The organism is Natronospira proteinivora (assembly GCF_024170465.1).
GTDB lineage: Bacteria > Pseudomonadota > Gammaproteobacteria > Natronospirales > Natronospiraceae > Natronospira > Natronospira proteinivora.
Genome location: NZ_JALJYF010000003.1, coordinates 129,956 through 151,236 on the forward strand (window position 1 = coordinate 129,956; position 21,281 = coordinate 151,236).

Genomic DNA, 21,281 nt, shown 5'->3' on the forward strand with positions numbered 1-21,281 from the left:
TCAGCCGATTCCCGAGTGGCGCGGAAACCCCGGGTCCTTGCCCTGACAGGCAGGGGCCGGAACCTGATCCGGGTCATGCCGGCGCAGGGAATGGAAACCGGGGGCCCTGCTCCCTGTCACAGCCCATTTCTGAGCCCACCCGGATCTCCACCGAAAACCGAGTATGGAGGTCCGACCATGAGTGCCATTCCGAAAGATCTTAAGCTTCGCACCGCGGAGCTGAATGAAGAATCCACCCGACCCTTTCCCGGGTCCCGCAAGGTCTATGTCACCGGCAGTCGTGAAGACCTGCGCGTGCCCATGAGGGCCATCAGCCAGTCCGAGACCCCGGCCCTGTTCGGCGTGGAGAACAATCCCGACATCTATATCTATGACACCTCCGGGCCCTATACCGATCCCGAGGCCGAGATCGATCTGACCCGGGGCTTGCCGGCCATGCGGGCGGGCTGGATTGCCGAGCGTGACGACACCGAGGAGTTGCCAGGCCTGAGTTCCGAGTACGGGCGCAAGCGGCTGGAGGATGAACGCCTGGAGGGCCTGCGTTTTGACAACCGCCGCAAGCCCCGGCGGGCCAAGCCCGGCCACAATGTGAGCCAGATGCATTACGCCCGCCGGGGCATCGTGACTCCGGAGATGGAGTTCGTGGCCATCCGCGAGAACATGAAGCGAGCGGAGATGCGCGAATCCGGTCTGGGCGCACAGCATCCGGGTGAGTCCTTCGGGGCCGCCATCCCCGATGAGATCACACCGGAATTCGTGCGCGAGGAGGTGGCTCGCGGGCGGGCCATTATCCCCAACAACATCAATCACCCCGAATCCGAGCCCATGGCCATTGGCCGCAATTTCCTGGTCAAGATCAATGCCAATATGGGGACCTCGGCGGTGACCTCCTCTATCGCCGAAGAAGTGGAGAAGATGGTCTGGTCGGCCCGCTGGGGTGCGGACAACATCATGGACCTGTCCACCGGCAAGAACATCCATGAGACCCGGGAATGGATTATCCGTAACTCCCCGGTGCCGGTGGGCACCGTGCCCATCTATCAGGCCCTGGAGAAGGTTAACGGGGATGCCGAGTCCCTGACCTGGGAAATCTATCGGGATACCCTGATCGAGCAGGCCGAGCAGGGGGTGGATTACTTCACCATCCATGCCGGTGTTCGATTGCCCTATGTGCCCATGACGGCCAAGCGCCGGACGGGCATTGTGTCCCGGGGCGGCTCCATCATGGCCAAGTGGTGCCTGGCTCACCACCAGGAAAGCTTCCTGTATGAGCACTTCGAGGACATCTGCGAAATCATGAAGGCCTATGACGTGGCCTTCTCCCTTGGGGATGGCCTGCGTCCCGGCTCGGTGGATGATGCCAACGACGAGGCCCAGTTCGCGGAGCTGGAAACCCTGGGCGAACTGACCAAGATCGCCTGGGAGCATGATTGCCAGGTGATGATCGAAGGCCCCGGCCATGTGCCCATGCAGCTGATCAAAGAGAACATGGACAAGCAACTGGAGCATTGTGGCGAGGCGCCTTTCTATACCCTGGGCCCGCTGACCACGGATATTGCCCCAGGCTATGATCACATTACCTCCGGCATCGGCGCCGCCCTGATCGGCTGGTACGGCACCGCCATGCTTTGCTATGTCACGCCCAAGGAGCATCTGGGCCTGCCCAACCGGGATGATGTGCGCGAAGGCATCATTACTTACCGGATTGCCGCCCATGCCGCGGACCTGGCCAAGGGGCATCCTGGTGCCCAGGTCCGGGACAATGCCCTGTCCAAGGCCCGTTTCGAGTTTCGCTGGGACGACCAGTTCAACCTCGGTCTGGATCCCGAGCGGGCCCGGGGCTATCACGATGAAACCCTGCCCAAGGACTCGGCCAAGGTGGCCCACTTCTGCTCCATGTGTGGGCCCAAGTTCTGCTCCATGCGGATCAGTCAGGAAGTGCGGGAATACGCCGACGAGAAGGGGCTGAATGATCCGGAATCGGCGCTTGAAGAAGGCATGAAGGAGAAGGCCGAGGAGTTCAAGCAGCAGGGCAGTGAGCTCTACAAGAAGGCCTGATTGTCATGATGCCGGGGTGGGGCAGGGAAGCCCACCCCAGGTTCAGGAGAAGGGCAGTACGGGCTTGTGGTCGCGGAAGGACTTGGCGGTCACTTGTTGGTAGAGCCCTTGGCCCAGGGTTTCCCGCATCAGCTCGGCGAAGCGTTTTTGCATGGCCGGGCGGTCCCGCCAGTTGTAGATCAGCACTCGCCAGTCCCGCAGCATTCGATTGTGAAAGCGGGGTGGGAAGCGGAAGGCGCGCATGTCATCCAGATCCACAAAGCTCGCCCCCTGCCGGGTGAAGCGTATGTTGGTCCAGTTCAGGTCGCCATGGACCAGGCCTGCCCGGTGGATGGCTTGTACCCGCTCGATGATTTGTTTTGCCCCGCTTTCCCATCGAGCATTTTCCATTGGGTACTGACCCAGGTACTCAATCATGTCGGGTCCGTCCACCAATGTGCCGATGAGGACAGGATCAAAGCGCAGCGGTCCGAATCGCTGTTCAACAAAGGCCACCGCTTGCATGGCCGGGATGCCCAATGCCGCCAGGCGTTGGCAGGCCCACCAGGAGCGATAGGCCTTGGAAAGACGCAATAGACGGCTTAGCCGTTTACCCAGAGAAGGTGTCCGGTAGCGTTTGATCACCAGCTCTGTTGCACCGACCTGAACCCGAGCCACCAGGCTGATGGGTTTGTCCTTGAGGATTTGCGTGATCCGGTCTTGGTCCAGATCCGGCAATTCCGCCAACAGGGCCTCTAGTTCCGGATGGTCTTCCCAGGTCGGGGCCACGACGATATGTTTGCGCAAGGCGAGTCCTTTGGTGACATGGGCGGCTTGGCGTTGTCCAATTGCTCATGATACCCAAATCCGGTGGATTGGCGCATCCGGAGGGTGCTCATGGAATCATCCATCTATGAAATGCTGCCCATGCCCGGCTTGCTGGCGGATCTGATTCTGGTTCTACATGCCGGGATTGTCTTTTTCGTGGTGCTGGGTCAGGTCCTGTTCATGATCGGCGGATTGCTTGACTGGGTCTGGGTACGGCGATTCTGGATTCGTTTGACGCACCTGCTGCTGATTCTCGTTGTCGTTTTGCAGGCCTGGCTGGGCGCTCTTTGCCCCTTGACCATCTGGGAACATGAGCTGCGACGGGCGGCGGGGCAGACCCCCCATGATCAAGGCTTTGTGGAGTACTGGCTGGGCCAGCTCATCTATCACGATCTCCCCAGTGAAGTCTTCGTAGTCCTGTATACGACCTTTGCGCTATTGGTAATTTTTACCTGGTGGTGGATCCCACCGCGCCGTTCTTACCGCTCAGGGTGCAGTGAATAGCTGAAAGTGGGTCCGATTATCCGGCTGGTCCTGAATATCTTTTCGGATCAGGGGAAGTCCATGGAAGCAAGCTGCCTGCACGGAGGCGATGGCGGCGGCGTTGCCTTGTCCGCGGACCCGGAGCAGGCTGAGGCTGTTGGCTGTGTCTTCTTCTTCCACAGCTTGGAGCTTGGGGTGCTGTGACAGAAATTGCTGGCACTGGGCCAGTGCTGCCGGATGGGAGTGAACCGTCCGAAGGGCGCTTTCATCCGCGCCTGGCAGGCCCACCAGGCAATGGCGTACGGGAAGCCAGAGGCTGGCACGATGCACAAGCCTGGACTTTTTCAATAAGTCCTGTATGCCGGGTATGGGGCCGATATGGCTGTTTTCCACCGGCAGCAGAACCGCATCAGCATGCCCTTGCATCAGTTCATTCAATACCTCGGGAAATCCGGCGAGAAAGCGATAGTGGATATCATCTTCCGCTTGTTCGAGCAGTGTCCGGGCTGCCTGATGACTGAATGAACAAGGGCCACCCTGAATGGCGAGACGCAGGCGGCTCATGACGGATTCCTTGCGGTCGGATACTCTGTGTCCTGGCATTGAGCTTGATGTCGTCGGGATTCCTGCATGAGTAGTTCGAAAATGCGTTGGGCGGCACTGTCACTGATGGGGCCGTTATTACCCATGGTGATTCTCAGGCAAAGTTGCCGCTCGCGGGCTTCATCCCGGCAAGCCAGGCCGTCCCGGGCCTTGATGTATCCGATCTCCCGGGTGAGGGCAATCCGTTGATTGATCAGATCCAGCAATGTCTGGTCCATGACATCAATCAGCCGACGCATGGCGTTTAGGTCTTCCTGCATGGTGTCGCTCCTCTTTTTTCCGGGCACAAAAAAAACCGGCCGCGATTCTGTCGCGGCCGGCTTTGGAAGGGTGCTTGGTGGTCTTGTTGCTATCCTATACCCGCGCACACCTCAGCCGACCGCTTCTTCCAAAGAAGAAGCGGCTGCTAAAATAATAAAAGTTGCGCGGATAAACGGTCACGTTGCGTGTGGCCTTTTGTCTTTCGCTGGCGATGTTCCGAGTATCGGCAAGGCATCGGCCGGGGTCAAGGCCCCCGGGTATACCGCTTTGGAATATGGCCTCGTCCGTACCCTATGCTGCGGCCTTCCCCCGGGCATGAGTACGCCTCTCCAGCCCCTTGCTTGACCCCGGGTGACGATGTACTAAGCTTGGGCACCGCTTGAAGCTCGGTCCTGCTGAAACAGGGGCTTCGACAACCGCCTGGTGCCGGACCTTCGGCCCCCAAAAATAGAGAGATTCCCAATGATGCGATCCTTTTTGCTCGGATGCCTACTTTGTTTTGCCTTGTTGTCTTTGATGGCCTGTTCCGCCGATGAGGGGAATGATGCCGAGCCGGAGGCCCTGCCGGCCCCCGACAATGTTTCGGCGCCGCCGGAGACGGCCGAGCAGTCCGATTCCGGCTTGGCCTGGATTGTGCTGGAGCCGGGGTATGGGGATGTGCATCCCCGCCCGGAAGACCGGGTCGTGGTGCATTACAGTGGCTGGACCACCGACGGCGAGATGTTTGACAGTTCGCGGCTGCGGGGCGAGCCGGCCGAGTTCCCCCTGGGCCAGCTCATCGAAGGTTGGGTCGAAGGTATCCAATTGATGACTGAGGGCGAGCAACGGCGCTTCTGGATCCCCGGTGAGCTGGCCTACGATGAACGCCCTGACCGGCCGGATGCGCCCAAGGGCATGCTGGTTTTCGATGTGGAGCTGATAGAGATCCTCGAGGACTGAATCGAGCTTTGTCATTGAATGGTTTGCATCATTGGAAACATAAGGAGTTTGAATAATGGCAGCATTTCTTGCAGTGGTGGCCTTGGGTGCCCTGATATCCTACGCCATTATGACTTGGCGTGATGACAATGCCTGGGTAAGACGGCTGGCGAGAGTCGGGGTGTCCGTACTGGTACTGGGGATACTGCTGGAAGTCGTAGTCAACCTCACCACAGTCTTTCCTCTGCAGCCGGGCTGGTCATTTATGCTGGGCACCGCCCTGGCCTTCGGCTTTGCCTTTCCGGGCATGCTCATCCATGCCATGCCCAAATAATCTGGATAGATTATCCCCTATGAGCTAGGATAGGGGACAGCAATTATAAGTTAAGTTCTTTCATGCTTGGCAGTATTCGTGGGGTTCTCTATCGGTTTCCGACCCATTGAATGTCGGGCATGTGATGGAACGATGGATCAAGCCAGGGAGGTGGCAGTGAAGCAATCTCGACGTTCCCATTTTTCCACCGGGCAGCGCTTTTTTCCGCAAATGGCCGCTCTGGCCTGTTTGTTGCTCTCTCCTCTGGCGGTCGCGCAACCGGATCTTCAGATTAATGACGATTTCGATCTCGTCATCGACCAAGACGGGGACGGAGAGGTGCGTCGTGGCGATACGCTGGAATTCGAGCTGACCGTCACCAACCAGGGCGACGGCAATGCCTTGGCAGTGGAAATCGATAATGAACTCCACGAGCACCTGGATCTGGACGTCGACTCCATCCAGATCTCTCCCATCGCCGTGGATGATGACTACCCCGAAGTCCCCGGTAACAGCACTTTTCCCGTCTCTGCCGGCGACGGCCTGCTGGCCAATGATCGCGCCCTCTATCCGGAAGGGGGCAGCCCGCCGGGCCTGGAAGTGGATGTGGCCGACAGCGACAACAACAGCGCCGAGGGCGGCAGTGTCTCCATCAATGCCGACGGTAGTTTTGAATATACCCCGCCCAATGATTATCAGGGGTCGGACAGCTTCAGCTATACCCTGGTCAATGACCATGGGCTCAGCGATATCGCGACGGTCCATCTGGAAGTCACAGATCCGGTGCTCTATGTCAGCAACAGCAGCAGCACGGGAATTTCCGCCTGCGACAACACCCCTTATTCTGACATTCAGTCCGCCATTGACGCCTTCGATGACGAAGACGAGATCCGAGTCTGTGCCGGTAGCGGCACCTACGAGCTGGATCAGACCCTGCTGGTGAGCGATGGGATAGTGCTCCTGGGCGAGCCTACCTGGCGCGGCACAGGCAGTCGCCCTACCATTCAGGCGGGCGGCGGTCACGATGGCGACAGCCCACTGGTTGAGCTGTTCGATGACATTCATGTCGAAGGATTCGAGTTCGACATGATCGCTGGGCGGACCATCGATATGGATCAGAGTGAGGATGTGTTGATTCGGAATAACCGGTTCTTTACATCAGATACGAATCTCGAAAAAGTCGAGCACATTATTCGTATGGGTCCTGAGGGCGACCATGAAAGCCGTGAAGGTTGGTTGGCTATTGTCGGGAATGAGTTTGAGTTGGCCGACCTAAAAGTTGAGCGGGGTGTTTATGCACACTCAATCGGTAGTGCCCATGAAGTGCTAGTTGAAGATAATGAGTTCACGGGCGGTAAGTATGATCGCCTCGTTCGTTTGCGATCGAATACTAACAATCCGGGGGACCTGGTCGCGGAAATCAGGGGGAATACTGCAAATGTGGCCCCGGATCTGGAGCTGGCCGGTTCATCCGTCATCGACGTTCTAGGGAGGGGGGGGATTGACGTTCACATTGAAGATAACTTCATCAGGATTTTAGGGGATCTGACTGCTGGTGATGTGGTTGACGGGATCGCCTTTGAATCCGGTCTGGAAACCGAATATTGCATAGTCCTGGATGGGAACGATGTGCTCTTCGACTCAAAAGAAGGTGATGAAGCTGAATACTTTTTCTTAAGAGCGGAGCTGAATCCTTCAGAGCCGTTTTATTTGGTCGGACTTGAGGAATCTACATTTGAGAAGCTGGAAGAGTTTGTTCGAGATCAGGACGCGAATGGCTCTGATGTCACCGTGATTGCTGCGCGTGGGCAAGACTTTGATGCTGATGATGTTGTCGCCCCAGCACCAGGAGGGTGTCGGACGATTGAAAATGTGCCAGCCTTTGACTGAATAGGAGAATAAAAAATGGCAGAGCCATTTCTCGGTGAGATCCGCATGATGGGGTTTTCTTTTGCCCCCAGGGGCTGGGCCCATTGTGATGGGCAATCCCTGCCTGTGTCCCAGAATCAGGCCCTGTATTCCTTATTGGGAAATCAGTTTGGCGGTAATCACACCACTTTCAATTTGCCGGATTTGCGAGGGCGTGCGCCGGTCCACCAGGACAAGAACCAACCCTTGGGCAGTCAGGGTGGAGAAAGCGCGCATACCTTGACGGTAAACGAGTTGCCGTCGCACCGGCATAAGGTGGTGGTGGCTTCCGGTGAGAAAAGCAATGATCCCCGCAATCAATATATCGGCCAGGCGGATGACTATTACTACGCCGGTGACACCCCCGGTGGGGGCACCATGGATTCATCCACCGTGTCCGCCGAGGGGAGCGGTCAGCCCCACGACAATATGCAGCCCTATTCCGTTGTGCCTTTCTGTATCGCCTTGCAGGGTATCTACCCCACGCGGGATTGAATTGCTCAGGAGTCTTTGATGGATCAGTTTGTCGGTGAAATTCGGATGTTCGCGGGTGATTTCGCCCCGGATGGCTGGTTGATCTGTGACGGCCAGTTGTTACCAATTGCGCAATATGAAGTCTTGTTTGTTCTGCTCGGGACCACCTACGGCGGCGACGGCCAGACCACTTTCGGATTGCCGGACCTGCGCGGCCGCGTGCCCGTCCACCCGGGGAATCAGTATGCCGCGGGACAAGTCGGTGGGCAGGAAACGGTCAGCCTCACCAGTAATCAGCTTCCCGCTCATGATCATGCCATGAATGTCAGTCAAGAATCCGCCAGCGCTAGCGACCCTGCTGGGCGGCTGATGGCAGCGAAAACCGGCGGCCCGGACCTTTATTCGGAAACGCAAAGTGCATCGGCGGATTTCAGTCCGAATGCCTTGCAAGCAGTGGGTGGCGCTCAGCCCCACAACAATATGATGCCCTTTCAAGTGCTGAATTTTATTATCGCTTCTGTTGGTATGTATCCAACACAGGATTGATCGTTATTGACGTTGAGGACAATGTATGGAGCCGTTTGTTGGTGAAGTTCGTATGATGGGTTTTGGGTTCGCCCCCAGAGGTTGGGCCTTGTGTGATGGGCAGTTGCTGTCTGTTAGTCAACACGCGGCTCTTTATTCAATCCTGGGCACCCGTTTCGGCGGCAATGGACGAACAAACTTCGGTTTACCCGATCTGCGCCAGCGTATTCCCCTGGGTCAAGGACAGGGCCCGGGTTTGGGGCCGCGCCGTCTGGGCGAGACCGGGGGTGGGAATCGTGTGAGCCTGACAGCTGAGCAAATGCCCTTGCACCGCCATACCCTGAAATTTGCACCCGGGACACGCGGCAGTGGGCAAGCGGACTCAGATGAGCCAAAGGACAATGTCTTCGCTACACAGGGCGGGCAGGCTTATGCACCCGATGCCAATGGAAAGTTCATGGCCGACGATGCCCTGTCCACGGTGGGGCAAGGCCAGGCCCATGAAAACCGTCAGCCCTATCTGACCATGAATTTCTGTATTGCCCTGGAAGGGATCTTTCCACCTCGGCCTTGAAGGTTCGCGGGGGTATTGGAGCCATATATGGACAAGGCCGGGCAGTTTGAGCAGATCCAGTCGGCCCTGATGGTCAGGCCGGGGCTTGTCTTGCGCCGGGCCTTTCACCCGGCGGCATCCTGGCCCCTGCCCGACGAACAGGACTGGCAAACGCTGCAGGCCATTTATGCCAGCACCCGGGAAACGGAGCTGGCGCATGTGCCCTGGCCGGAATCCCAGAAGGCCGAATTCTTGGCCATGCAATTCAAGGCCCAGCATGCGGATTATTCCCGCAACCGTCCGGATGCGGTGTTTGCTTTGCTGGAAAAAGAAGGGGAGGCGGTGGGTCGCTTGTATCTGGATTGGGCCGACAATGATTGCCGCATCGTGGATATCGCCTTGTTGCCCGGCTGGCGCAGCCAAGGCCTGGGCGGTGCGGTGCTGGATTGCTTGGCCGCTCAGGCAGAGACGCAGGGGTATTCATTGAGTATCCATGTGGAAAAACACAATCCAGCTCGGCGTTTGTATCAAGGCAAGGGTTTCGAATTACAGTCCAGTGGCGCTGTTTATGATTTGATGCAGCGCTCCACACAGCCTGCCGAGATTACAAGGAGTATTGACAGCTCGGCGGAGGTTGTTGTCAGTGAGTGATGAACTTAAGGGGTACCAGGCCATGATTGGCCAACGCTTTGAGCTGGAAGGCGCGCCCCAGGGGGTATCCGACTTGCAGTTATTGGAAGCCCGAGCCTTGAGGGAAGCCCCGGTTAACGGCGCACGCCAGCCATTCAGTTTGCTGTTCCGGGGCCCGATGGAGCCGAAGTTGCCGCAAGCGACCTACATCTTGCGGCAGGATGATAAACAAGTGGAAGCATTGTTTCTCGTACCCGTCGGCCCTGATGGCAAGGGTCTGTGTTACGAAGCAGTGTTTAATTGAAAACAATGGATTGGGTCATGGCCTTTAGTGCCGTGGTGCCAAGGAGTCCGGCGGAGTGGGCAGTAAGATGAAAAAAATATTCGGTCAAAGTCAGTGGCAGGCCTTTTTCATGGTCTTGGCATTCCTCATGCTTGCTTTGCCTTCCGCTGCGATGGCCAATGGCGATTCAGTGACCGTGGATGTGGGTGAGCTGGAATCGGACAAGGAAGTGACTGTCCGTTTCCAGGCCACCGTGTCGACTGACTTGCCTGCCTCTGATTCCTCTGTCACGCGAAATGTCACGGTATCTGGTCAGGATGACGGCGGTACCCCCTTGACCGATGTGACGGCCACTACCACTGCCCCGGTTTCCCGGGTGATCACACAAACTCAGATCGACGAGTTCCGCGCAGGCGGTGGCAGTGTGGGCCATATCCAACTGGGTGAATCAGTCGAAGTCCATGTTTCGGTGGATTCCGGTCCTAGTGGTGGCCCGGTGCCGGAGGGAGAAACCGTCACCGTGAGCGGTGGGGGCGCCAGCAGTTGCGGGGCAACCCTGGATGCCGCTGGCGAAGGCAGTTGCGAACTGACACCCACGGCAGGCGGTGAGCAGGACATCCAGGCCAGCTTCGCCCAGACCAGTGAGTTTGAAGCCAGCGATGCCACGCCCCTTGACCTGCTGGTTAATCGACCGCCTGCCTTTGACACGACCCCGGATACCGAGATCGGCGAAGGGCTACCCTATGAGTACATTGCCTCGGTCTCAGACCCCGATGGCCATAGCCTGGGTCTGACAGCAGCTACCTTGCCGGATTGGTTGAGCTTGGTGGATAACGGCGATGACAGCGCCACCCTGTCCGGCACGCCGGGATTGGCCGATGTAGGTGATCATTCGGTGGTGATTGAAGCCGATGACGGTTTTGGCGGCATTACCCAACAAGACTTCACGATTACGGTCACGGAAAATACCCTGCCCGAATTCACCAGCACCCCAGTTACTGAAGTAGGTGTGCTTCGGGATTATGAATCTACCGTGGTGGCGGTGGACCAGGATGACGACTACATCACCCTGAGTGTGGACAACGCACCTGCCTGGTTGAGTTTTACCCAAACTGTGGATGATGCCGGTTACGCCGAGGGCGTGCTCAGCGGCACCCCGGGCGCCGGTGATGACGGTGACTACAGTATTGACCTGATCGCCAATGATGGTCGTGGTGCCGATGTGATGGATACCTTCACCCTGACGGTGGAGCCCAATACGCCGCCGGCATTTGATAGCACGCCCGTGGAAGGAGGCGGCGAAGGCCTGGACTACGAGTACGAAGTCATCGTCACGGATCCGGATGGGGATGAAATCGATCTCAGCAAGACGCCCCTTGGTGAACCCTGGCTGGATTTTACTCAAACCCTCAATGAGCCTGGCGAGGCCAGAGGGATCCTGAGTGGGTCTCCGGAGATGGGTGATGCCGGAAACTATAGTATTGAGATTCATGCCGAGGACGAGCGCGGTGAGACCACCGTTCAGAGTTTCACGCTGCAGATTGATGAAAATAGCTTGCCGAGCATAACGAGTACGCCGGTGACGGATGCCGATGAAAACATCCCGTATCACTATGATGTCGAGGCAAGCGATCCGGATGGGGATGCGTTGACCTTCACGATGACCACCGGCCCTGCCTGGCTTTCACTCAGCTCAAGTGATGACACGACGGCAGAGCTGTCAGGTGAGCCGGGCTCATCCGATGTGGGGACGCATAATGTGACCCTGGAAGTGGATGATGGTCGGGGCGGCGTGGATACCCAGAGCTTCACTATTGACGTAGAAGCCAATCAGCCGCCGGAGTTTGTCAGCAGTCCTCAGACAGAGTTCCGAGAAGGTGATAACTATAGTTACACGGTGGTGACCATCGATCCGGACGGAGACCCCATTACCCTGACGGCCCGTACGCTGCCGGATTGGTTGAGCTTCAGCGATAACGGTGACGGTAGTGCTTTGCTTGAGGGCAGTGTAGGTGCCGATGAGGTGGGCAGCCACTCGGTCGTGCTGGAAGCGGAAGACGACCGAGGTGGCATGACCGAGCAAAGCTTCACTATCGAGGTGGAAGCCAATCAGCCGCCGGAATTCACCAGCAGTCCGGAGACAAACATCCGAGAGGGCGATGACTATAACTACTCGGTGGCGGCCAGCGATCCGGAAGGTGACCCCATTACGCTGACTGCTACCAGTCTGCCGGATTGGTTGAGCTTTAGTGATGCCGGTGATGGAAGCGGCGAGCTTGAGGGGAGCGCCGGTGCCGATGAGGTGGGCAGTCATTCAGTGGTATTGGAAGCGGAAGATGATCGGGGCGGTATGACCGAGCAAAGCTTTACCATTGAGGTGGACGCGAACCAGCCGCCCGAGTTCACCAGCAGCCCGGAGACGGACATCCGGGAGGGTGATGACTATAGCTATTCGGTGGTGGCCAGCGATCCGGAAGAGGACCCCATTACCCTGACGGCCCGTACGCTGCCGGAATGGTTGAGCTTCAGTGATGGTGGTGACGGTAGCGGCTCGCTTGAAGGGAGCGCCGGTGCCGATGAGGTAGGCAGCCACTCGGTAGTGCTGGAAGCGGAAGACGACCGGGGCGGTGTGACGGAGCAAAGCTTCACGATTGAAGTGGAAGCCAATCAGGCGCCGGAGTTCACCAGCAGCCCGGAGACGGACATCCGAGAGGGCGATGACTATAGCTATGCGGTGGTCGCCAGCGATCCGGAAGGTGATCCGATCATCCTGACGGCCAGTACGCTGCCGGACTGGCTGAGCTTCAGTGATGCCGGTGACGGCAGCGGTGAGCTTGAGGGCAGTGTGGGTGCCGATGAAGTGGGCAGCCATTCGGTGGTGCTGGAAGCCGAAGACGACCGGAGTGGTGTGGCTGAGCAAAGCTTCACCATTGAGGTGGAAGCGAACCAGCCGCCGGAGTTTACCAGCAGTCCTGAGACGGAAGCCGATGTGGGTGAGGCTTATCATTATGAAGTCACGGCCACAGATCCGGAAGGTGATCCAATCGAGTTGTCTGCGCTTGAATTGCCGGACTGGCTTTCCTTGTCTGATCAGGGTGATGGAAATGGAGAGCTGTCGGGTACGCCCGAGGAGACAGATGAAGGCGAGCATGAAGTTCGTTTGCTGGTTGCCGATGATCGGGGTGGAGAAAATGAGCAAACCTTCACGATCGAAGTCGAGGATATTGAAGCACCGGAATTTACCAGTACACCGCTTACACGTGCTGAACCCGGTGAATCCTATGAGTACGTTATTAACGCAAGTGGCGATGAATTAACCTTTAGCGCACCAGTCTTGCCTGATTGGTTGACTCTGAACGATCAGGGGGACGGGGTCGCCGAGCTCAGTGGTACACCCAGTGGTAATGATGAAGGGAGTCATGCCATTGAGCTGGTTGCTGAAAACCGTCGAGGGCAGGATGAGCAGTCATTTGATATTCAGGTTATTGATGGGGTGAGCTTCATTAGTGATCCTGTGCCCCATGTCATTATCGAGCAAGAATATACTTATCTTGTCGAGACGCTGTCGGCCTCTCCTGAAGACGTGGAAATCAGCGGCGAAGAGTTGCCTGACTGGTTGGATTTAACAGACCTGGGTGATGGGACTGCCGTACTGGAAGGCTCGCCGTCTGAAGAAGACATTGGCAGTTATTCCCTCGCCTTAAGTGCGGAGTATCGAGATGCTGCTGATCAGCAGGGCTATGACTTGCATGTCTTGAGTGGCGAGTCTGCGGACCCGCTTGTCAGTCTTGATGCACGAGCTCGCTTTGTTGCCGAGGGGGATCCGATTCAATGGGAGGTTGATCTCCGGAATCAGGGGCTGGAAGAGACTGAGCCGATGCGTATTTCGGTGGAGTTTTTTGCCGATGAAGCTTTTGAAGTGAGTATCGCCCCCTCTGTCAACTGCAGTTCGGTGGATGAGCCGGAGGTAGCCACAGTAGCCCTGAATTGTGATGCCGAAGCGCTGGTAGCAGGAGAACAGTGGCTGTCCTCGGTGGAGGCTGAATTATCCAGTGCCCAGGATGTGTTTACTCGGGTTCGAGTCCTTGAAGAGACATCCAGCGAACAAGTGCTTGTGGATGCTGATGTGGCTGAGGTTCATGTCTATGACACGCTTTGGACCGAGCCCACGCATTCCACTGAAGTGGAGACTACTGTACTGGCCCGTGGCGATCTGACCCTGGATGGCCGAAAAGACCTTGTTCTAGCGGATGGAAGTAGTGGACGGATCCGCCTTATGGCAGATCAGGGGAATGCCGACTTTTACGAACTGATCAGCTTTGACCATCCGGGAGAAATTCGTGTCTTGAGTCTGGCGAGCATTAGCGACGGTGATCGTCCAGAGCTGATTGTGGCAGGCGGTGATGAGCGTGCCCGAGTCTACCAGTATGACGGGACAGGGTTTTCCACCTATCAGGTTTTGGATGACAGCGAGGGGGTGACAGGCATTGCCGCTAATCAGCCCGACAATGCTGAGGATAAGATTGTAGCTTTCTCGGCCAGGCCTGGGGTTGAGAACTCAGTCTGGACGGTCACGGATGAAGGCATTTTGCAGCGAGTGGCCTCTCTGGGAGATCAGGACAGTAGGGCTGTGGCCATGGCGGATCTGGACCAAACAGGGATAAAACAGCTGATTTTCGCCAATCACGATGGTCCGGCGCGGATTTACCGTGATCGTTCCGATGAGCCGGGTGGATTGGATTATGGCTTGGATCAGGAGCTGGGCGACGGTGGTTTCGTGGATGTCGCCGTCGGTGATTTTGATGGTGATGGTATACAGGATGTTGCCTTTGCCGCTTCTTCCCAGGACGGGAACGACCTGGATCCGCCATTGAACCCGGTCTATTTTGGTGATGGGCAGGGTTTGTTGGGTGATCGAGCGTATATGGGGCGGAGCGATACCCTTTCATTGCTTAGCGTACCGGCTCCCTTTGGTTTGGGGCATGACTTGGCAGTGGTCAACCGTGGTGGGGCGCAGCAGCACTATGCCTTTTCCGAAGATCGCTCTCCGACACTGGATGGGCTGATGAAGGCCGTTCACCATGTAGAGGCTGCGCTGTTCGGTGATTTGGACCACAGTGGGCTTCTGGATGGCGTATTTGTCCGCGGTGATGAAGGTATGGAGGTCTTCCTCAGGAGTGATTTCCTGGAAGAAGGCGAACAATTGGCGGATCTGTCTGTGGAGTTGACGGTTTCCCATTCTCGACAGCCTCTGGGTGAGCCAGTCGAGGTGACGGTCTTGATTCGCAATGATGGTCCGGATGAGGCGAGGGGAGCGAGCGTGACGCTGCCCTATAGCAGCCTGTTTGATCTATCGGCTTTCAAGAAAGGGGAGGCGTGGTGCGAGGTGGACAACGCCACGATTGATTGCGACCTGCCGTTTATCGCGGCGGATGAGGCTTTGGAAATTCGCTTCGTAGGCAGTTCCGATTCCCCTGGCCTGGCTTACTTCGATGTGGAAGTCTCGGCAACCACCGAAGATCCGGTTTCCGAAAACAATCATGACATAGCGGAAGTGACATTTGTCCGCCTGCAGGACCGGCAGGTGAGTGGCGGCGGTTCTTTGAGCTCCTTCACGATTGCTGCACTGTTGCTTGTCATGCTACTTGGACTGATTGGGAAGGGTGGAAACAGGCCTCGTGTTCGCGATTCCCTCCCATGAAGTGGATGCCTCAGCGTTTGCCCTTTAGTGCTCTCCCGGAGGGCCAGGGCAGGCGGTTGATAGGTGTTCTACTATTGCTGGCACTGCCAGCGGCTCTGATGGCCTGGCTGGGTGAGACAGCGCAGAACCTGTTTGCCTATCAGCGGGACGCTATCCAGGATGGACAGTGGTGGCGCTGGTTGAGCGGGCACTGGGTTCACTTTAGTCTTGAACATCTCATGATGAACCTGCTTGGCTTGCTACTGCTGGGTTGGCTTGTGACAGGGTGGCTGGGCACCACGAACCTGTTTTTCTGTGCGCTGGTAGGCGCCGTGGGTATCAGTGCGGGGTTTTGGTTCTTCTATCCAGAGTTGCAGCTTTACGTAGGTCTATCTGGCGTGTGCGCCGCCGTCTGGGCGGCCGGGGCGGTGGCCGGTATTCGTTGTCGGGCCCTGCTGGCGGCTGCTTTGTTCTTGCTTCTGGTGGTTCGTCTCATCCTGGATTTCACAAGCCCGTTATCAGAGATGAGCGCGACAGCAATTCAGGGGCAGGTTGTGGTGGAAGCCCATCTCTATGGCGCTATTGTGGGGGCTTGTTTCGCGCTTTTTCTCCCCCGGAGGTGGTTGGGGGCTGCCATGCCCCCGGAGCAATAACCGTTGCCCGAGGCCGCAGCTGTCTGAATTAGCAGCTTGTTCTATTGGCGCAGCACGATTTCCACTCGACGATTCTTTGCCCGGCTCTCGGCCGAGTCGTTATCAGCAATGGGGTCTGCCTCGCCCAGGGCCGATACGTTTATGCGGTCCACATTGATGCCCTTGCCAAGCAAGAAAGCTTTGCTTGCTTCCGCACGTTGCCGTGACAGCTGAAGGTTGTAGATGGCCGGCCCCGTACTGTCACTGAAACCAGTCAGGAATAGCTTCGACTCAGGATGTTGATCCATCAAATGCCGAATCTCGTCCAGTTCAGCCTCCGAAATCTCTGCCTTATAGCTGTCAAAGTCGAAGGTGACGGTCCAATCTTGTTCCTCGAAGTCTGATGTCTTTTCTTTTATCTTAGGTGCGGCTGAGGTAGTTTTTTCTTCTATAGAGGGTGTTTCACGGCCTGTTTCTCTCTCCGGTGCTCTTTTCGCTGGTGCTGACGGCTTCGCAGTAATGGGCGCCAGTTGCGAACGACTCTCACCCAGGTGGGCAATCAGACCAATGCTGATGAAGTCCGTATCCTCACCATTAAGCCAGAACCGGTCCCAGTTTAGCCGCATTGACCATCGATCATGCATCTGCCACTGCCCCCCCAAACCAAAGATGGGATCGGTACCGCTTTCCGTATAGGCGGGGGTGTCTCCCAGTTGGTAGTCACCGCTCCAATTGAACAGTCCTGCACGGGCAAACGCCGAGATGTTCTCCGTCAGGGGTAGATGGCCGCGCAGGGTCAATTCAATGCCGCTCCCAGACAGTGGCCAAACCTCGCTCAAGTCCTCACTTTCCAGGCTGTCATCCAGGTCCTGGAAGCGAATGTCCAGTTCTCCGAGATCCGTATAGGCGGCTTCCAGGGAGAAATGCCGGTGGAATTGCCAACCTCCGAAAAGGCGGCCGGCGACCCGCTGACGGTCATTCAGCGTGGTTGTGGCCTCCAAGCCCTTGTCGTCCAAACGGTCATCGATCGCGTTGGCGTCAATATGGGTATTGGCAAGACCAGCATCGCCCCCCACATACCAGGGCCGGTCCGAAGCATGGGCGACAGGCAAGCAGGCAAGGAGTGCGATAGCGTAAGGCGCAGATAATCGTTGAAAGGTGGTGAGTTTCGGCATGACTCGAAAATCCATTTATGATTACAATCCGTTTGGCGAGTGAAGTAGCTATCATGGATCCGCTACTTTCCCTCATGACACTAGCTTAGCAGATATTAATAAAAAGTCGTGCTGTGGATGACTCGGGCGGAAAATCCGAATCGGGGGACATCATTCCTTGTCAGGGCTGTGTTTTCCGGGGTGTATCTTTCCGATGTCCTTGATCGATGCAGTGGCCAGCACGGCGGGTTCCGGTTGCAGGGTGGGGTGGTCGATCCGGAAATGCTCGGTTAACAGAGTGTGCAGCCTCCATTCCACCCCGGGCCAATCCTGAAGGTCATGAAGCACTACATGCGCGGACATGGCCGTCTGGGTGGAGGAAAGCGCCCAGATGTGCAGATCATGTACCGAGTGGACGCCGGGATCATTGGCCATGGCTTCGCCCACCTGCTTCAGATCCATTCCTTGCGGCACACCCTCCAGAACCACATGAGCCGATTCCCGGAGTAAGCGTAGGGCGGCGACCAGGATCAATGTGCAGATGAACAGGGTCAAGATGGGGTCAATGGGCGTGAAACCGGTTAGAAGGATAATGATGCCGGAGGAGATGGCCGCCACCGAGCCCAGTAAATCGCCCACCACATGCAGCAGGGCGCCCTTGTTGTTCAGGGTCCGCTCACCGTGGAAGAGCACCAGGGCCAGGATGATATTCAGCATCAGTCCGATGGTACCCACCACCAGTACGATATTACCTTCCACGGGTTGAGGGTTCATGAGCCGTTGTACGGCCGCAAGACCCAGAGCCCCCACAATGACCAGCATCACCGTGGCATTGATCATGGCGGCCAGCACTTCGGCCCGGCCGAGACCGAAGGTATGACGGCTGCTGGCCGGTCTTTGTGCCAGCCAGGCCGCACCCGCAGCCAGGGTCAATGCGAGGGAGTCGGAGGCCATGTGGGCGGCATCCCCCATCAAGGCCAGGGAGCCGGCGATCCAGCCAAAGGTGAACTCCACCACGGCAAAGCACAGTGTGATGATGATGCCGATCACGAAAGGGGTGGCGCCGGTCTCGCTGCCACCCTGATGATGATGGTGATGTCCGTGCATGGTGCGGGCCTCCAGCGGCGGGGGCGAGCCCCGCCGCCGCATGATTACTGTTATTTCAGCTTGAATTCCGGGAGCTTGCGCGGTACCGAGGCATTGCGCAGCTTCACGTACTTCGGCAGTCCATCTTCTCCATAGGGTGGATAGGCTTCTCCCTGGATCAGTGGCTCCAGGTAACGCCGCCCGGCTTCAGTGATGCCGAAGCCATCCTCGCTGATAAATTCCCGTGGCATCTTCTTTTCCACATTGGCCACATCAGCCAAGGGCGCTTCGTCGATCTCCCATTGATAGGGCTCGTCGGAGAGGCGCTTGATGGCCGGCATGACGCTGTTCTTGCCGGCCAGGGCCATTTCCACCGCCGCGCGGCCCACGGCCACGGCCTGATTGAGATCGGTGGCCGAGGCCAGATGCCGGGCGGAGCGTTGCAGATAGTCCGCCACCGCCCAGTGGTATTTATGCCCCAGCTCGGCTTTCACCATGTTGGCGATTTCGGGGCCAACCCCGCCCAGCTGTTTGTGACCGAAGGCATCGGTGCTGCCGGCATCGGCGATGAAGTTGCCCTCTGCATCCCGGGTGCCTTCCGAGACCACCACGGTGCAGTAGCCGTATTCCTTGACCGCGTGATCCACCTTGGCCAGGAATTTCTCCTTGTCGAAGGCGATCTCCGGGAAGAGGATGACATGAGGCGGCTCTTCTTCGGTCTTTCCGGCCAGGCCACCGGCCGCCGCAATCCAGCCGGCATGCCGCCCCATGACTTCCAGCACGAAGACCTTGGTGGAGGTCCGTGCCATGGACATCACGTCCAGGGAGGCCTCCAGGGTAGAGACGGCAATGTATTTGGCTACCGAGCCGAAGCCGGGACAGGTGTCGGTGATGGGCAGGTCATTGTCCACCGTCTTGGGGACATGGATGGCCTGAATGGGGTAGCCCATGGTTTCCGACAGTTGCGAGACCTTCAGGCAGGTGTCGGCCGAATCACCGCCGCCGTTGTAGAAGAAATAGCCAATGTTATGCGCCTTGAAGACTTCAATAAGCCGCTCGTATTCAGCCTGGTTCTCTTTCAGGCTCTTGAGCTTGTAGCGGCAGGAGCCGAAGGCGCCGCCGGGGGTATGTTTGAGCGCGGCAATGGCCTCATTGCTCTCTTGGCTGGTGTCGATCAGGTCTTCGGTGAGTGCGCCGATAATGCCGTCCCGCCCGGCGTAGACGGTGCCAATCTGGTCATCATGTTCGCGGGCGGCTTCGATCACGCCGGCGGCGGTGGCATTGATTACGGCGGTGACTCCGCCGGATTGGGCGTAAAATGCGTTGCGTCGGGACATGAGCTGGTATTCCTCCCGCTATTGGGTCCATGGCAATCGAGGGAACGACTGCTTGCTTGTTGGGTAGCAAGCAGCCTATCGCAGTCCCGTAAGGATAACGGAAATTGCCCTTGAATGCCGCCCGCCAAGGCCTTGACGGTGTCTCCCTTTCCGATAGGGTAAGGTCGATAGTGGGTGGATTTTCCGCATTAGGCGCATGCGCTTTATATTGCTTAATTGCGTGAAAGCGGATTTTGGGCCAGAATCGTGCCCAATCCTGCCGCTTAAAGGCGGCATTTCCACGAATTGGAACCAGCAAAGCGAGATTACACATGCGTATCGTCCTGCTTGGGGCCCCGGGTGCGGGGAAAGGAACACAGTCCCGCCGCCTGGTGGAGGCCTACGGAATTCCCCAGATCGCTACCGGTGATCTGCTTCGTGCGGCCTTGAAGGCCGGCACTGAACTTGGCATGAAGGCCAAGGCGGCCATGGATGCCGGGCAACTGGTTTCCGATGACATCGTCCTGGGTATCATCCAGGAGCGACTCAAGGATCCGGATTGCCGCAATGGTTTCATTCTGGACGGCTTCCCGCGCAATATCGCCCAGGCCGAAGAGCTGGACCGAATGCTGACCGAGATCGGCCAGCCCCTGGACATGGCCATTCTGATGGATGTGGATGAAGACGCCTTGGTGCAACGCCTGGCGGGCCGCCGGGTCTGCCAGCACTGCGGCAATGTCCACAATATGTATTTCGATCCGCCCAAGATTGATGGTCAATGTGATGCCTGTGGCGGTCCCTTGGCCCATCGCTCGGACGACAATGAAGAGACCGTGCTGAATCGCCTGCGGGTGTATGAAGCGCAGACGCGGCCGCTGGTGGAGTTTTTCCGCGGCCAGGGCAAGCTGGCCACGGTGAATGCCGATGGTGAGATGGAAGAGATTTTCCGCCGTCTCAAAGCCGTGCTGGATCCCATCGTCAGCGGTGGCGCCCCGGCCGCCAGCTCGGGCGGTGCCGCCGGTGCGGTGACCCCTTATGCCCATGAAGCGGCCCCGGCCCAGGCGGCCACGGGTCGTCCGGGTGCCGGTGAGGCGGCCAAAGAGCCGGCGGCCAGCAAGAAGAAAGCTACCAAGAAGAAGGCCACCAAGAAGAAGGCCACCAAGAAGAAGGCCACCAAGAAGAAGGCCACTAAGAAGAAGGCCACTAAGAAGAAGGCCACTAAGAAGAAAGCTTCCAAGAAGAAGGCCTCCAAGAAGAAGGCTTCCAAGAAGAAAGCCTCCAAGAAGAAAGCCTCCAAGAAGAAGGCTTCCAAGAAGAAGGCTTCCAAGAAGAAGGCCGCCAAGAAGAAGGCCTCCAAGAAGAAGGCCTCCAAGAAGAAGGCCACCAAGAAGAAGGCTTCCAAGAAGAAGGCTTCCAAGAAGAAGGCTTCCAAGAAGAAGGCTTCCAAGAAGAAGGCCTCCAAGAAGAAGGCCTCCAAGAAGAAGGCCTCCAAGAAGAAGGCCTCCAAGAAGAAAGCTTCCAAGAAGAAAGCTTCCAAGAAGAAAGCTTCCAAGAAGAAAGCTTCCAAGAAGAAAGCTTCCAAGAAGAAAGCTTCCAA

The 21,281-nt window shown here is 57.5% G+C and carries 19 protein-coding genes; 13 read left to right on the forward strand and 6 right to left on the reverse strand.

Annotated features, from left to right (window positions below; all coding sequences use genetic code 11):
- Positions 1 to 177 precede the first annotated feature (177 nt).
- Complete coding sequence (gene thiC, locus J2T60_RS13095) at positions 178 to 2,058, forward strand: phosphomethylpyrimidine synthase ThiC (protein ID WP_253451240.1); 1,881 nt, start codon at positions 178 to 180, stop codon at positions 2,056 to 2,058.
- Positions 2,059 to 2,100: 42 nt separating this feature from the next.
- Here the strand turns inward: thiC and J2T60_RS13100 are convergent, their stop codons facing one another.
- Positions 2,101 to 2,844, reverse strand: a complete 744-nt coding sequence (locus J2T60_RS13100; RefSeq protein ID WP_253451244.1) for a lipopolysaccharide kinase InaA family protein — start codon at positions 2,842 to 2,844, stop codon at positions 2,101 to 2,103.
- A 90-nt stretch (positions 2,845 to 2,934) separates the two neighbouring features.
- Between J2T60_RS13100 and J2T60_RS13105 the strand changes: the two genes are divergently transcribed.
- Positions 2,935 to 3,369 carry a DUF2784 domain-containing protein gene (locus J2T60_RS13105; protein ID WP_253451247.1) on the forward strand — a complete coding sequence of 145 codons (435 nt, stop codon included), beginning with the start codon at positions 2,935 to 2,937 and terminating at the stop codon, positions 3,367 to 3,369.
- Here J2T60_RS13105 and J2T60_RS13110 read toward each other — a convergent pair.
- Entirely contained in the window at positions 3,352 to 3,912 is a 561-nt protein-coding gene (locus tag J2T60_RS13110) for a prephenate dehydratase domain-containing protein (protein WP_253451250.1), read from the reverse strand. The two genes, J2T60_RS13105 and J2T60_RS13110, sit on opposite strands and share 18 nt — an antisense overlap.
- Positions 3,909 to 4,211 carry a chorismate mutase gene (locus tag J2T60_RS13115; RefSeq protein WP_253451254.1) on the reverse strand — a complete coding sequence of 101 codons (303 nt, stop codon included), beginning with the start codon at positions 4,209 to 4,211 and terminating at the stop codon, positions 3,909 to 3,911. The genes J2T60_RS13110 and J2T60_RS13115 overlap by 4 nt, the downstream gene beginning before the upstream one ends.
- A 463-nt stretch (positions 4,212 to 4,674) precedes the next feature.
- On the opposite strand from J2T60_RS13115, the gene J2T60_RS13120 reads away from it, so the two are divergent.
- The 10 genes from J2T60_RS13120 to rrtA all read left to right on the forward strand — a co-directional run bounded on the left by J2T60_RS13120 (position 4,675) and on the right by rrtA (position 16,149).
- The gene (locus tag J2T60_RS13120) at positions 4,675 to 5,151 is read left to right on the forward strand and encodes an FKBP-type peptidyl-prolyl cis-trans isomerase (RefSeq protein ID WP_253451257.1); all 477 of its coding nucleotides are present in this window, start codon (positions 4,675 to 4,677) and stop codon (positions 5,149 to 5,151) included.
- A 55-nt stretch (positions 5,152 to 5,206) separates the two neighbouring features.
- Entirely contained in the window at positions 5,207 to 5,464 is a 258-nt protein-coding gene (locus tag J2T60_RS13125; protein WP_253451260.1) for a hypothetical protein, read from the forward strand.
- 156 nt (positions 5,465 to 5,620) lie between these two features.
- Positions 5,621 to 7,333: an Ig-like domain-containing protein gene (locus J2T60_RS13130; protein WP_253451262.1), complete on the forward strand. Its 1,713-nt coding sequence runs from the start codon at positions 5,621 to 5,623 to the stop codon at positions 7,331 to 7,333.
- Positions 7,334 to 7,348: 15 nt separating this feature from the next.
- Entirely contained in the window at positions 7,349 to 7,846 is a 498-nt protein-coding gene (locus J2T60_RS13135) for a phage tail protein (RefSeq protein ID WP_253451265.1), read from the forward strand.
- Positions 7,847 to 7,864: 18 nt separating this feature from the next.
- Positions 7,865 to 8,371, forward strand: coding sequence for a phage tail protein (locus J2T60_RS13140; RefSeq protein WP_253451269.1), 507 nt, complete (start codon positions 7,865 to 7,867; stop codon positions 8,369 to 8,371).
- 52 nt (positions 8,372 to 8,423) lie between these two features.
- On the forward strand, positions 8,424 to 8,924 hold the full coding sequence (locus J2T60_RS13145) for a phage tail protein (RefSeq protein ID WP_253451272.1): 501 nt from the start codon (positions 8,424 to 8,426) through the stop codon (positions 8,922 to 8,924).
- Positions 8,925 to 8,951: 27 nt separating this feature from the next.
- Complete coding sequence (locus J2T60_RS13150) at positions 8,952 to 9,554, forward strand: GNAT family N-acetyltransferase (RefSeq protein WP_253451276.1); 603 nt, start codon at positions 8,952 to 8,954, stop codon at positions 9,552 to 9,554.
- Complete coding sequence (locus J2T60_RS13155; RefSeq protein ID WP_253451279.1) at positions 9,547 to 9,837, forward strand: DUF6916 family protein; 291 nt, start codon at positions 9,547 to 9,549, stop codon at positions 9,835 to 9,837. Before J2T60_RS13150 ends, J2T60_RS13155 begins: the two co-directional genes overlap by 8 nt.
- Positions 9,838 to 9,904: 67 nt before the next feature.
- Positions 9,905 to 15,517, forward strand: a complete 5,613-nt coding sequence (locus J2T60_RS13160; protein WP_253451282.1) for a putative Ig domain-containing protein — start codon at positions 9,905 to 9,907, stop codon at positions 15,515 to 15,517.
- Positions 15,514 to 16,149 carry a rhombosortase gene (rrtA, locus tag J2T60_RS13165; RefSeq protein ID WP_253451285.1) on the forward strand — a complete coding sequence of 212 codons (636 nt, stop codon included), beginning with the start codon at positions 15,514 to 15,516 and terminating at the stop codon, positions 16,147 to 16,149. Before J2T60_RS13160 ends, rrtA begins: the two co-directional genes overlap by 4 nt.
- Before the next feature lie 41 nt (positions 16,150 to 16,190).
- On the opposite strand, the gene J2T60_RS13170 is transcribed toward rrtA, so the two are convergent.
- The 3 genes from J2T60_RS13170 to J2T60_RS13180 all read right to left on the reverse strand — a co-directional run bounded on the left by J2T60_RS13170 (position 16,191) and on the right by J2T60_RS13180 (position 19,705).
- The gene (locus J2T60_RS13170) at positions 16,191 to 17,303 is read right to left on the reverse strand and encodes an OmpA family protein (protein ID WP_253451288.1); all 1,113 of its coding nucleotides are present in this window, start codon (positions 17,301 to 17,303) and stop codon (positions 16,191 to 16,193) included.
- Positions 17,304 to 17,453: 150 nt separating this feature from the next.
- Positions 17,454 to 18,389, reverse strand: coding sequence for a cation diffusion facilitator family transporter (locus J2T60_RS13175; protein WP_253451291.1), 936 nt, complete (start codon positions 18,387 to 18,389; stop codon positions 17,454 to 17,456).
- A 50-nt stretch (positions 18,390 to 18,439) separates the two neighbouring features.
- Complete coding sequence (locus J2T60_RS13180) at positions 18,440 to 19,705, reverse strand: 6-phosphofructokinase (protein ID WP_253451293.1); 1,266 nt, start codon at positions 19,703 to 19,705, stop codon at positions 18,440 to 18,442.
- Positions 19,706 to 20,016: 311 nt separating this feature from the next.
- Here J2T60_RS13180 and J2T60_RS13480 point away from each other — a divergent pair.
- On the forward strand, positions 20,017 to 21,281 hold a 1,265-nt coding region (locus J2T60_RS13480; RefSeq protein ID WP_445376065.1), incomplete at its 3' end, for an adenylate kinase.

Excerpts from the sequence above, each read along its gene's own strand:
- rrtA (WP_253451285.1), top strand. The coding sequence starts at position 15,514 with ATGAAGTGGATGCCTCAGCGTTTGCCCTTTAGTGCTCTCCCGGAGGGC.
- J2T60_RS13175 (WP_253451291.1), bottom strand. The coding sequence starts at position 18,389 with ATGCACGGACATCACCATCATCATCAGGGTGGCAGCGAGACCGGCGCC.
- thiC (WP_253451240.1), top strand. The coding sequence starts at position 178 with ATGAGTGCCATTCCGAAAGATCTTAAGCTTCGCACCGCGGAGCTGAAT.
- J2T60_RS13135 (WP_253451265.1), top strand. The coding sequence starts at position 7,349 with ATGGCAGAGCCATTTCTCGGTGAGATCCGCATGATGGGGTTTTCTTTT.
- J2T60_RS13170 (WP_253451288.1), bottom strand. The coding sequence starts at position 17,303 with ATGCCGAAACTCACCACCTTTCAACGATTATCTGCGCCTTACGCTATC.
- J2T60_RS13120 (WP_253451257.1), top strand. The coding sequence starts at position 4,675 with ATGATGCGATCCTTTTTGCTCGGATGCCTACTTTGTTTTGCCTTGTTG.
- J2T60_RS13110 (WP_253451250.1), bottom strand. The coding sequence starts at position 3,912 with ATGAGCCGCCTGCGTCTCGCCATTCAGGGTGGCCCTTGTTCATTCAGT.
- J2T60_RS13140 (WP_253451269.1), top strand. The coding sequence starts at position 7,865 with ATGGATCAGTTTGTCGGTGAAATTCGGATGTTCGCGGGTGATTTCGCC.
- J2T60_RS13115 (WP_253451254.1), bottom strand. The coding sequence starts at position 4,211 with ATGCAGGAAGACCTAAACGCCATGCGTCGGCTGATTGATGTCATGGAC.
- J2T60_RS13145 (WP_253451272.1), top strand. The coding sequence starts at position 8,424 with ATGATGGGTTTTGGGTTCGCCCCCAGAGGTTGGGCCTTGTGTGATGGG.
- J2T60_RS13125 (WP_253451260.1), top strand. The coding sequence starts at position 5,207 with ATGGCAGCATTTCTTGCAGTGGTGGCCTTGGGTGCCCTGATATCCTAC.
- J2T60_RS13150 (WP_253451276.1), top strand. The coding sequence starts at position 8,952 with ATGGACAAGGCCGGGCAGTTTGAGCAGATCCAGTCGGCCCTGATGGTC.
- J2T60_RS13105 (WP_253451247.1), top strand. The coding sequence starts at position 2,935 with ATGGAATCATCCATCTATGAAATGCTGCCCATGCCCGGCTTGCTGGCG.
- J2T60_RS13180 (WP_253451293.1), bottom strand. The coding sequence starts at position 19,705 with ATGTCCCGACGCAACGCATTTTACGCCCAATCCGGCGGAGTCACCGCC.
- J2T60_RS13160 (WP_253451282.1), top strand. The coding sequence starts at position 9,905 with ATGAAAAAAATATTCGGTCAAAGTCAGTGGCAGGCCTTTTTCATGGTC.